Source organism: Cocleimonas flava, assembly GCF_004339015.1.
GTDB lineage: Bacteria > Pseudomonadota > Gammaproteobacteria > Thiotrichales > Thiotrichaceae > Cocleimonas > Cocleimonas flava.
On sequence record NZ_SMFQ01000005.1, the window covers coordinates 209951 to 222456 of the forward strand.

The 12506-nt window shown below is 40.7% G+C and carries 8 protein-coding genes and 1 tRNA gene; all 9 read right to left on the bottom strand.

The window, feature by feature from the left end; translation table 11 throughout:
- Positions 1 to 232: 232 nt before the first annotated feature.
- Complete coding sequence (gene rpoC / locus EV695_RS17420) at positions 233 to 4447, bottom strand: DNA-directed RNA polymerase subunit beta' (protein WP_131907791.1); 4215 nt, start codon at positions 4445 to 4447, stop codon at positions 233 to 235.
- Between the two features lie 26 nt (positions 4448 to 4473).
- Positions 4474 to 8652, bottom strand: a complete 4179-nt coding sequence (gene rpoB / locus EV695_RS17425; protein WP_131907296.1) for a DNA-directed RNA polymerase subunit beta — start codon at positions 8650 to 8652, stop codon at positions 4474 to 4476.
- Positions 8653 to 8911: 259 nt separating this feature from the next.
- Entirely contained in the window at positions 8912 to 9292 is a 381-nt protein-coding gene (rplL, locus tag EV695_RS17430) for a 50S ribosomal protein L7/L12 (protein WP_131907297.1), read from the bottom strand.
- A gap of 89 nt (positions 9293 to 9381) precedes the next feature.
- A complete protein-coding gene (gene rplJ / locus EV695_RS17435; protein WP_131907298.1) occupies positions 9382 to 9906 on the bottom strand; it encodes a 50S ribosomal protein L10 in 525 nt (174 codons plus the stop codon).
- Positions 9907 to 10187: 281 nt separating this feature from the next.
- Entirely contained in the window at positions 10188 to 10883 is a 696-nt protein-coding gene (gene rplA / locus EV695_RS17440) for a 50S ribosomal protein L1 (RefSeq protein WP_131907299.1), read from the bottom strand.
- Positions 10883 to 11317, bottom strand: coding sequence for a 50S ribosomal protein L11 (gene rplK, locus EV695_RS17445; RefSeq protein ID WP_131907300.1), 435 nt, complete (start codon positions 11315 to 11317; stop codon positions 10883 to 10885). Before rplK ends, rplA begins: the two co-directional genes overlap by 1 nt.
- An 81-nt stretch (positions 11318 to 11398) precedes the next feature.
- The gene (nusG, locus tag EV695_RS17450; RefSeq protein ID WP_131907301.1) at positions 11399 to 11932 is read right to left on the bottom strand and encodes a transcription termination/antitermination protein NusG; all 534 of its coding nucleotides are present in this window, start codon (positions 11930 to 11932) and stop codon (positions 11399 to 11401) included.
- Position 11933: 1 nt separating this feature from the next.
- Positions 11934 to 12311 carry a preprotein translocase subunit SecE gene (gene secE, locus EV695_RS17455; RefSeq protein ID WP_131907302.1) on the bottom strand — a complete coding sequence of 126 codons (378 nt, stop codon included), beginning with the start codon at positions 12309 to 12311 and terminating at the stop codon, positions 11934 to 11936.
- A 79-nt stretch (positions 12312 to 12390) separates the two neighbouring features.
- Positions 12391 to 12467: transfer RNA gene (locus EV695_RS17460), tRNA-Trp, on the bottom strand.
- Positions 12468 to 12506: the final 39 nt, after the last annotated feature.

Genomic DNA, 12506 nt, shown 5'->3' on the forward strand with positions numbered 1-12506 from the left:
CTTTATTACCCTGCACCAGCATTATCTGACACAAGAAAAATCAACAATCGTCTTAACGATAAAGGCGCGGAATTCTATTACCCCTACGCCCTTATGTCAAGACAGGATTCTATTTAAAAAATGTATTTTTTAAGATGAGTCTAAATCTGTAACCAAACACCCCCCTACTTTTAACGGTATAAAAACCGCTATAAGTAGGGGGGTGCCTTTTAGAGTCTTCTTAAGGTTAAAATTACTCTTCTGTAGCTTCTTCTATCTCTATTGCAATTGGCTCTTCTGAATCACCGTCTGGCAGCTCAGCCATTAAAGACGAAAGCTGTTGCTGTAACTCTTCCTGTTTTTTACGGCGAGCAAGATGATGAGTCAAACCAGTACCAGCTGGAATCAAGCGACCCACAATAACATTCTCTTTAAGCCCACGAAGATCATCACGAGCACCTTTCACAGAAGCTTCTGTTAATACTCTTGTAGTCTCCTGGAATGACGCCGCTGATATAAACGAATCCGTCACAAGAGATGCTTTGGTAATACCTAGCAATACACGATCGTATTTCGCCGGCAGTTTACCGTCTGCAATAAACTTCTCGTTTTCTTCATCAATCTGCCAGTAATCAAGCTGCTCACCTTTCAACATGCGAGTATCACCTGATTCAGTTATTACAGCTTTACGCATCATCTGGCGCGAAATAATTTCAACGTGCTTATCATTAATTTTTACACCTTGTAAACGATAAACTTCCTGAACCTCTTTCACCAAATGCTCTGCAAGTGCAACTGGACCCAATAGACGTAGAATATCGTGAGAACTTGGCTCACCATCAGCAATCATCTCACCCTTAGCTACCTTCTCACCCTCAAATACATCAAGGTTACGCCATTTAGGTATTAGTACTTCGTAGTGCTCTCCTTTATCCGGAGTAATAACTAAACGCTTCTTGCCTTTAGTTTCTTTACCCCAAGAGAACGTACCAGAAATTTCTGCAAGTATAGCAGGCTGCTTAGGCTTTCTAGCCTCGAACATATCAGCTACACGAGGAAGACCACCGGTAATATCACGAGTCTTAGAAGATTCCTGAGTTAAACGAGCAAGTACATCACCAACTTCAACTTTTACACCGTTAGTCAAACCAACAACTGCGCCACCTGCCAAAGGATATTGAACTGGTATTTCAGAATTCTCGAAGAATAATGAATTGCCATTATCATCCAATAGTCTAATCATTGGGTTAAGATCTTTTGAACCTGAACCACGAGATGCAGGATCAGTAACAATCGTTGAACTTAAGCCTGTTACTTCATCAATATGTGTATTGATAGTTGAACCATCAACAAAATCAACAAAATCAACAGTACCTGCAACTTCCGTAACGATAGGATGCGTATGAGGATCCCATGTTGCTACCTCTTGACCCATCTCTACAGAATCATTGTCTTTGATAGTTACAACAGCACCATAAGGCAATCTATAACGCTCACGTTCACGACCTTGATCGTCAACAACACTGATTTCACCAGAACGAGATACTGTTACCAGATTTCCGTCCTTATTTATTACAGTCTTAACATTAGATAGACGCGCTGTACCTACCGACTTAACAAGAATATTATTATCAGCAGCCGCACGACTAGCAGCACCACCGATGTGGAAAGTACGCATCGTTAACTGAGTACCTGGCTCACCAATTGACTGAGCGGCGATTACACCCACTGCCTCACCCATATTAACCAGATGACCACGACCTAGATCGCGACCATAACATTGCGCGCAAACACCCTTTCTTGATGCACAAGTAATAGCAGAACGAACTAAAATCTCATCTACACCTAATTCATCAAGCTTTGATACCCACTCTTCATCTAATAAGGTCTTTGCTGGAATTACAAGCTCGCCTTTATGATTCATTACATCAACAGCAGCCACACGACCTAGAACTCGATCACCTAATGGCTCAACTACATCACCACCTTCAATAATAGGCTTCATGGATAAACCATTTTCAGTGCCACAATCATCTAAAGTAACAACCATATCCTGAGAAACATCCACAAGACGTCTAGTTAAATAACCAGAGTTAGCTGTTTTCAATGCTGTATCGGCAAGACCCTTACGAGCACCATGAGTTGAGATAAAGTATTGAAGTACGTTTAGCCCTTCACGAAAGTTTGATGTAATTGGCGTTTCGATGATAGAACCATCCGGCTTAGCCATCAAACCACGCATACCTGCTAATTGTCTAATCTGAGCTGCAGAACCACGAGCTCCAGAATCAGCCATCATATAGATAGAGTTGAAAGACTCTTGAGAAACAATTTTGCCATCTGCATCTTCAATATCTTCTTTACCCATACCATCCATCATGGCTTTAGCAACTTGCTCGTTAGTACGAGCCCAGATATCTACAACTTTGTTATAGCGCTCACCCTGTGTAACAAGACCTGATGAATATTGATCTTCAATTTCTTTAACATCATCTTCAGAGCGACCAATAATGGTAGCTTTTTCATCAGGAATCATCATGTCATTAGCACAGAATGAAACACCTGATAATGTCGCATATTTGTAACCGGTATACATCAATTGGTCGGCAAGAATAACAGTGTCTTTAAGACCTATTCTTCTATAACCCTCGTTGATGAGGTTAGAAATATTCTTCTTCTTCATTACACAGTTAATTTTCTCAAACGGAATACCGTCTGGCAAAACATCAGATAAAATAGCACGTCCAACGGTTGTATCAACACGACGGGTTTTAACAATAAGCTCACCATTATCATCGTATTCACTATCTGTAATGCGAACCTGTACCTTTGCATGAAGTGACACAAGATCTGTCTCATAAGCACGCTTAGCTTCTTTAGCGTCTGCAAAAATCATGCCTTCGCCTTTAGCATTAATGCTTTCGCGAGTCATATAATAAAGACCCAGAACTATATCTTGAGACGGAACAATAATCGGCTCACCATTAGCTGGCGATAGCACATTATTAGTCGCCATCATAAGCACACGAGCTTCAGTTTGCGCTTCAAGAGACAATGGAACGTGAACAGCCATCTGGTCACCATCAAAGTCAGCATTGAATGCAGAACATACAAGCGGATGCAACTGGATCGCCTTACCTTCGATTAGTACAGGCTCAAACGCCTGGATACCCAATCTATGAAGAGTAGGAGCACGATTCAATAGAATGGGATGCTGACGAATGATTTCAGCCAGGATATCCCAAACTTCTGGAGTCTCTCTTTCTACTAATTTTTTAGCTGCTTTAATTGTAGTAGCCAGGCCACGTCTTTGTAATTTACCGAAAATGAATGGCTTGAATAATTCAAGCGCCATTTTCTTAGGCAATCCACATTGATGCAATCTTAATGAAGGACCAACAACGATTACAGAACGACCAGAGTAATCGACACGCTTACCTAATAGATTCTGACGGAAACGACCTTGCTTACCTTTGATCATATCAGCCAAAGATTTTAACTGACGTCTGTTAGACCCAGTTATAGCACGACCACGACGACCATTATCAAGCAACGCATCAACAGATTCCTGAAGCATACGCTTTTCATTACGCACGATGATATCTGGCGCATTTAAGTCCAACAAACGTCTTAGACGGTTATTACGGTTAATTACACGACGGTACAAATCATTTAGATCTGACGTCGCAAATCGACCACCCTCAAGAGGAACAAGCGGACGTAAATCAGGCGGCAATACAGGAAGTATTGTCATTATCATCCAGTCAGGCTTATTACCTGAACCTAGGAATGACTCCATTAACTTCATTCGCTTACTAATACGCTTAAGCTTAGTTTCTGACTTAGTCGCATCAGCTTGTTCGTTTAAGTCTTCAATTGCTTCTTTGATATCAACTGTCTTAAGCATCTTAAGAACAGCCTCAGCACCCATTCCCGCATCGAATTCGTCTCCAAACTCTTCAACAGCTTCTAGGTAAGCTTCATCACTTAGCAATTGACCTCTTTCAAGAGTCGTCATGCCAGGCTCTACAACCACAAATGCTTCGAAATACAACACACGCTCAATATCACGCAATGTCATATCCAGGAATAATCCTATTCTTGAAGGCAACGACTTAAGGAACCAGATATGCGCTACTGGACACGCAAGATCTATATGACCCATGCGGTCACGACGCACTTTAGTATTAGTTACTTCAACGCCACATTTTTCACAAACAACACCACGGTGCTTTAAGCGTTTATATTTACCACATAGACACTCATAATCTTTAACTGGACCAAAAATTTTGGCACAAAAAAGACCATCACGCTCTGGCTTAAAAGTTCGATAGTTGATTGTCTCTGGCTTCTTTACTTCACCATATGACCATGAACGTATTACTTCAGGTGATGCTAAACCAATACGTATTGCATCGAATTCTTCTGTATCTGCTTGCTGCTTAAAAATATTCAGCAAGTCTCCCATACCTTTATTCATCATAACGTCACCTATTAACTATCTTTTTCAAGTTCAATATTAAGAGCCAAAGATCGAATCTCTTTCATCAATACATTAAAGGATTCTGGCATACCAGCTTCCATATGAAGATTTCCATCTACGATGTTCTTGTACATCTTATTTCTACCCTGAACATCATCTGACTTAACCGTTAGCACTTCTTGCAATGTATATGCTGCTCCATACGCCTCAAGAGCCCAAACTTCCATCTCTCCGAAACGCTGACCACCAAACATAGCTTTACCACCCAGTGGTTGCTGAGTAACTAGACTGTATGGCCCAGTAGAACGTGCATGCATCTTATCGTCAACTAAGTGATTCAATTTCAACATATGCATATAACCTACAGTAATCTTTCTTTCAAACGCTTTACCTGTTCGGCCATCATATAAAGTTGTTTGACCTGATTCAGGCAAATCTGCCAACTTAAGCATATTCTTAATTTCTGTCTCAGCAGCACCATCGAATACTTGAGTAGCCATTGGAACACCGCGACGCAGATTACCAGCCATTTCTATAACTTCATCATCCGTCATCTCAGAGATATCACCCTGATCTGGATTACCATCAAGACTATAGATCTCAGTTAAAAACTTACGAAGCTCATCAACTTTAGCTTTAGCATCAATCATTCTACCGATTTTCTCACCTAGGCCTTTAGCAGCCCAGCCAAGATGCATCTCAAGAACCTGTCCAACGTTCATTCGAGAAGGAACACCAAGAGGATTCAAAGCGATATCTACGGGAACTCCAGACTCGTCATAAGGCATATCTTCAACAGGAACGATACGTGAAACAACACCTTTGTTTCCATGACGACCAGCCATTTTATCACCAGGCTGCATACGACGGCGAACTGCCACGTAGACTTTTACGACTTTAAGTACACCAGGAGCCAGATCATCACCAGCAGTAATTTTATCTTTCTGCTTCTGCAAACGCTCTTCATAACGTTTCTTTTGCTCATCTAAAAGTACCGAAAGCTTTTCAAGCTGAACGTTAGCTTCTTCATTACGCATACGTAATGAGAACCATTCTTTCTGATCGAGATCAGTTAAATAAGCTTTAGTAACCTTTCCGCCAGCTTTAATACCAGCCGGACCACCATCAACAATTTTATTGAGTACTAACTTCTCTACACGTGCATAAATATCTTCTTCAAATACAAATAACTCATCACGTAAGTCATTTCTAACCTTGGATAGAGCTTCTTCTTCTAAAGCGATTGCACGAGCATCTTTCTCAACACCATCGCGTGTAAATACTCTTACATCGATAACAGTACCAAACATGCTTGATTTAACACGTGAAGATGTATCTTTAACATCAGAAGCTTTCTCACCAAAGATAGCACGTAACAATTTTTCTTCTGGAGTTAGTTGCGTCTCACCTTTAGGTGTAACTTTACCAACCAGGATATCACCAGGCTTAACTTCAGCACCAACATGTACGATACCTGACTCATCCAATTTAGAAAGTAGATGCTCACTAACATTTGGAATATCCGCAGTAATCTCTTCTGCGCCCAACTTAGTATCACGAGCAAGACAAGTAACTTCTTCTATGTGAATAGAAGTAAAACGATCTTCCTCTACCACTCTTTCAGAAACAAGTATTGAATCCTCAAAGTTGTAACCATTCCAAGGCATGAAAGCTATTTTGATATTTTGACCTAAAGCCAACTCACCAAGATCTGTCGACGAACCATCAGCTAGCACATCACCACGCTGAACCTTGTCACCAATCTTTACAATAGGCTTTTGATTCACACAGGTATTCTGATTCGATCGGGTGTACTTGATAAGATTGTAAATATCTACACCACCGTCCTGAGCTTCGTCATCATTCACACGAATAACGATACGAGCAGCATCAGCAGCTATAACTTCGCCACCACGCTTAGACACGACTGTTGTACCAGAGTCAACCGCTACAACACGCTCCATACCCGTTCCACTTACAGGCGTTTCCGCACGTAAACAAGGAACAGCCTGACGTTGCATGTTCGACCCCATCAAAGCACGGTTAGCATCATCATGCTCCAAGAATGGAATCAATGACGCAGCTACCGAAACGATCTGCTTTGGAGATACATCCATATATTGAATATCTTCAGGAACGGACATCGCAAATTCATTTTGATAACGACAAGAAATCATGTCATTTGTAAATTTATTGTCTTTATCCAGAACAGCATTTGCCTGAGCTATGACAAAGCGAGACTCTTCGATTGCAGATAAATAATCGATTTCATCTAACACTTGACCATTTTCAACTTTACGATAAGGAGTCTCTAAGAAACCATAATCATTAGTCTTTGCAAAAACAGCAAGAGAGTTTATCAAACCGATGTTTGGACCCTCTGGAGTCTCGATAGGACAAACACGACCATAATGAGTTGGATGAACGTCACGAACCTCAAAACCTGCTCTTTCACGAGTGAGTCCACCTGGGCCTAACGCAGAAATTCTTCTTTTGTGAGTAATCTCAGACAATGGATTATTTTGATCCATGAATTGAGACAACTGACTTGAACCAAAGAACTCTTTTACTGCTGCAGATACAGGTTTTGCATTTACCATGTCTTGCGGCATTAAACCTTCACTTTCAGCTACAGTCAGGCGTTCTTTAACAGCTCGCTCTACCCTGACAAGACCGATACGGAATGCGTTCTCGGCCATTTCACCAACACTTCGAATACGTCTGTTTCCAAGGTGATCTATATCATCTATTACACCAAAACCATCACGGATACCAATTAAGGTTTTAAGAACGTTTACGATATCAGAGTCAGTCTTTCCAGAATTCTTAAGCTCTTCATATTGAGGACCAAATTCTTCCACCAATGCCTTAGAAGCAGCATCAGTTCGACCCGATAAATAACCAAGGTCAAAAAGAATAGCGGGACCAGTTTCTACTGTATATTCAAGACGACGATTAAACTTCATTCGTCCAACAGCTGAAAGATCATAACGATCTTCCGAGAAGAATAAATTATGAAAAAGGTTCTCAGCAGCTTCTTTTGTTGGTGGCTCACCAGGACGCATCATGCGGTAAATTTCAATCATCGCCTCAAGCGGTGTTTGAGTCGCATCAACTTTTAGCGTATTTGAAATAAATGGACCACGATCTAATTCATTCGTATAAATTACGTCGAATTTTTTGATATCATTTTCACGCAATAGCTCTATTAACTCTTCAGTTAACTCACTATTCGCTTCAGCAATAAACTCACCTGTAGATTCATCCACAATATTGTGAGCTATCATTTTGCCGAACATGTACTCATTAGGCACTTCTAGCTTGCTAATTTTAGCCTTCTCTAACTCACGAACGTGTTTTGCAGTAATTCTCCGACCAGACTCAACAATCTTTTCACCACCAACTACGATATCAAAAGAAGCTAATTCGCCTCTTAATCTAACTGGATCTATAGCTAATTGAATTTTGGTTTTCTGAAGAGTTACTTCAAGCTTTTCATAGAAACAGTCAATAATCTCTTCAGTCTCCATACCAAGAGCTCTGAGCAGAATAGTAGCAGGAAGCTTTCTACGACGATCGATACGAACAAAAACAGCATCCTTAGGGTCAAACTCAAAATCAAGCCAAGAACCACGATATGGTATTACGCGAGCATTATGCAACAACTTACGTGCAGTATTGGTTTTACCTTTATCATGATCAAAGAAAACACCAGGAGAACGATGTAACTGAGAAACAATTACACGCTCAGTACCATTAATTACAAAAGTACCTTTTTCCGTCATTAAAGGCATTTCACCAAGATACACATCTTGTTCTTTTATATCTTTGACAACTTTTGTTTTCTTTGGTGCATCTTTATCGTAAATAACCAATCGTAAAGTTGCACGCAACGAAGTAGCGTAAGTAAGACCACGCTGCTGACACTCACGCACATCAAACACCGGCTCAGCTAAATTGTAATCTACATACTCCAGCATAACAAAACCAGAGTAACTAACTATAGGAAAAACAGATGTAAAAGCACCATGCAATCCTGCATCTTTACGATCTTCTACTGAAACATCAGTCTGCAAATATTGACGATATGACTCCAGTTGAATAGCTAAAAGATAAGGTATATCTAATACCTGTGGGCGTTTACCAAAATCCTTGCGGATACGTTTTTTCTCAGTAAAAGTCAGAGCCATCTTAATTCCTCTTCTGAAACCAGTTCAGTAACCTAATAGCAAAGGTCACAACACACCTTTGCCGAATACTTATTGCAGCTTCAACAACAGCTACAACAAAAAAATTTTTAAAACATTTTAGATCAGAGACATTCTTCTGATCACCACAAGACCAGAAAGATCTTATAGTTATTTAAGCGACAAAAGGCCGACAGCAATTATTCACTGTCAGCCTTATGTATCATGAAGGAGCGCAAGGCCCTTTCATGCAAAGAAGAAATTATTTCAACTCTACTGAAGCACCAGCTTCTTCAAGTTGCTTCTTAACATCTTCAGCTTCTTCTTTAGAAGCGCCTTCTTTAACAGTAGCAGGAACGCCTTCTACCATTTCTTTAGCTTCTTTCAGACCAAGACCTGTAATACCACGAACAGCTTTGATAGCACCAATCTTGTTATCGCCAAAGCTAGTCATTACAACATCAAACTCCGACTGAGCTTCAGCAGCAGCTCCACCAGCGTCTCCGCCAGCAGCAGGTGCAGCAGCAACTGCAGCAGCAGCAGACACACCAAATTTTTCTTCCATATCAGAGATCAATTCTACGATCTCCATTACACTCATGTTTGATATTGCTTCTAGAATATCATCTTTAGAAACAGCCATTGTATTTCTCCTAAACCTAAATCAATCGTCGCAAAACGCGACTAGTAAATAAAAATAAATCAAATTGCCTGAGAACAAAGAATGCTTTACTAAGCAGGCTTTGAATCACGAACAGCAGCGACAGTACGAACAAGTTTTCCAGGAACTTCGTTAAGCGTACGAGCAAGTTTCTCAACAGGAGCTCTAAACGTACCAGCCAAAATAGCCAGCGCTTGATCTCTTGTTGGCAACTTAGCCAAACGATCGATATCAGAAGCAGGAAGCAATTCCCCACCAACAGATAACATTTTCACTTCTAACTTATCATGCTCTTTAGCGAAGTCTTTCAGGACACGGGCCGCAGCACCAGGATCTTCTTGCGAAAATGCCAACACTAACGGACCAACAAAACCTTCACTCATACAAGAAAACTCTGTATCAGCAAGGGCAAGTTTTGCCAGATTATTCTTCACTACGCGTAGATAAACACCACCTTCACGCGCTTTTACACGCAATTCAGTCATCTCTCCTACACTTAATCCGTGGTACTCTGCAGCAACAGCGGAATGAGCTTCTGTAGCAACTGCAGCGACCTCAGAGACAATCTTCTTTTTGTCTTCAAAAGTTAATGCCACAACATCTACCTCTTTAATTCGGCAGCATAACCACCGTTTAATCAAAACAATTGACTCTTACGAATCAAAAGTCCTAAACGACGTGCCCCGAATCGACTGATTCAGGTTACGCCATCTACGCAGGATATTAAGCATCAAAACCTTAAAAGGATCTGACACACCTACGGTCTTTGACGACATACACCAGGTATATCCATCAATAACTCTTAATATTTATTTGAATCGTAAAACCCAATCAAACACAAAGAGCTTGCACAAACAACGTGCAAATTCTTTACAACTTAATACTTAACTGAAGAAGTATCCACACTTAAGCCAGCACCCATGGTACTAGAAACAGATATCTTCTTTAAGTAAACACCTTTAGCAGAGCTAGGCTTAGCCTTAACAAGATCAGCAACCAACGCATTCAGGTTTTCAGACAAAGCATTGCTATCAAAATCCAGATTACCAATACGACATTGAATAATTCCGGCTTTATCAGTTCTGTAACGAACCTGACCGCCTTTAGCATTCTTAACCGCTGTAGCAACATCAGCACTTACAGTACCAACCTTAGGATTAGGCATTAAACCACGAGGACCTAAAACCTGACCTAACTGACCAACAACTCTCATCGCATCAGGACTAGCAATTACAACATCAAAGTCCATATTGCCTTTCTTGACTTCTTCAGCCAAGTCTTCCATACCAACAACATCTGCGCCGGCCTCTTTAGCCGCCTCAACATTATCACCCTGAGTGAAGACAGCAACTCGAACTGTTTTACCCGTTCCGTTTGGAAGTACAGTAGAACCGCGTACAGCCTGATCAGATTTCTTAGCATCAACACCAAGATTAATACTGACATCAACACTCTCTGTAAACTTAACTGGAGGAAGCTCTTTTAATAAACTAAAAGCTTCAACAACATCATATAATTTATCTGCATCAACTTTTTCATTGATCAGCTTTTGGCGCTTAGTTAACTTAGCCATTACTTAACACCCTCTGTTTCAAGACCCATACTACGCGCACTACCCGCAATAGTTCTAACAGCCGCATCTAAATCAGAAGCAGTCAAATCAGGCTCTTTAGCTTTTGCAATTTCTTCAAGTTGAGCTCTAGAAACTTTGCCAACTTTATTAATATTAGGAACAGCACTTCCCTTTTGAACACCAGCCGCTTTCTTCAACAAAATCGAAGCAGGCGGAGTTTTCACATCGAACGTGAAACTCTTATCACTGTAAACAGTAATAACTACTGGTAAAGGCATACCTTGCTCAGCACTTTGAGTAGCAGCATTAAACGCTTTACAGAATTCCATGATATTCAAACCAACCTGACCCAGAGCTGGACCAACAGGTGGACTTGGATTTGCCTGACCAGCAGGCACTTGCAATTTGAGATATCTCTCAACTTTTTTAGCCATTATCTAACTCTCCACGAGTTCAAACGTTATCAGCAAGCCAACTAAGTCAACCCCTTCAAACTCCTCGAATAAATATTAAAATTAAGTTTTTTCTACCTGAAAAAACTCGAGCTCAACAGGTGTCGAACGCCCAAAAATCTGAACTGCAACACGCATTGTACTTTTCTCGTAATTGACTTCTTCAACTACTCCATTAAAGTCATTAAAAGGCCCATCATTAACTCGAACCACTTCACCAACTTCAAATAAAACTCTTGGACGAGGAGCATCAACCCCTTCTTCCATACGATTCATGATCGCATTTGCTTCTTTCTCTGTTATTGGCGCTGGCCTATCACTTGTACCACCAATAAAACCTAATACTCGCGGCGTATCTTTAACCAAGTGCCAGCTATCATCATTGAGATCCATCTCAACCAATACATACCCAGGAAAGAACTTTCGGGTACTTTTTTTCTTTTGACCTTCACGCATCTCCACAACTTCTTCAGTGGGAATCAATATCTCACCAAAAGAATCCTGAAGACCATAACGTTCAATACGCTCTTTTAACGCTTCTTTTACACGCATTTCGTAATTTGAATACGCATGCACAACAAACCATTGCATTGACATCTTAGCCACCCACCGACAACAGAGCCTTAACACCAGCTCCTAGCAACATATCAACAAACCAAAGGAAAATAGCCAAAATAACCACCATAATGAAAACCATCAAGGTAGTTTGCATGGTTTCAGCACGAGTAGGCCAAACCATTTTTCTGACTTCTGAACGAGCCAGACCAAGAAAACTTATCAACCCCTTCCCTTTAACAGTAGTTGCAGATATACCAACAGCGATACCTACCGCCGCAAGAATACCAAGAACCTTATAAAGAAGTGGCTGCTCTGCAAAATAGTAGAACCCTACTATCCCAGCGATTAAAAACACTAAAGCCAACAATAACTTAATAGTATCGAACGCCGAACCCTGAGCTTCTGAATTAGTTGCCATAATTTGATTTACCAGCTTTTCTCAGCCTATCCATATATATAGAACATTTACTTATAAGCCTTTCTTCATTGATCAGAAATGGCAGGCCAGGAGGGACTCGAACCCCCAACAATCGGTTTTGGAAACCGGTGCTCTACCAATTGGAGCTACTGGCCTAGATTTTAAAACAAAGTCAAAAAACCAAGTTTCTGAAAC

What these genes read in the sequence shown, in the direction of transcription:
- rpoC (WP_131907791.1), bottom strand. Translation starts at nt 4,447, where the DNA reads ATGGGAGACTTGCTGAATATTTTTAAGCAGCAAGCAGATACAGAAGAA.
- nusG (WP_131907301.1), bottom strand. Translation starts at nt 11,932, where the DNA reads ATGTCAATGCAATGGTTTGTTGTGCATGCGTATTCAAATTACGAAATG.
- rplK (WP_131907300.1), bottom strand. Translation starts at nt 11,317, where the DNA reads ATGGCTAAAAAAGTTGAGAGATATCTCAAATTGCAAGTGCCTGCTGGT.
- secE (WP_131907302.1), bottom strand. Translation starts at nt 12,311, where the DNA reads ATGGCAACTAATTCAGAAGCTCAGGGTTCGGCGTTCGATACTATTAAG.
- rpoB (WP_131907296.1), bottom strand. Translation starts at nt 8,652, where the DNA reads ATGGCTCTGACTTTTACTGAGAAAAAACGTATCCGCAAGGATTTTGGT.
- rplL (WP_131907297.1), bottom strand. Translation starts at nt 9,292, where the DNA reads ATGGCTGTTTCTAAAGATGATATTCTAGAAGCAATATCAAACATGAGT.
- rplA (WP_131907299.1), bottom strand. Translation starts at nt 10,883, where the DNA reads ATGGCTAAGTTAACTAAGCGCCAAAAGCTGATCAATGAAAAAGTTGAT.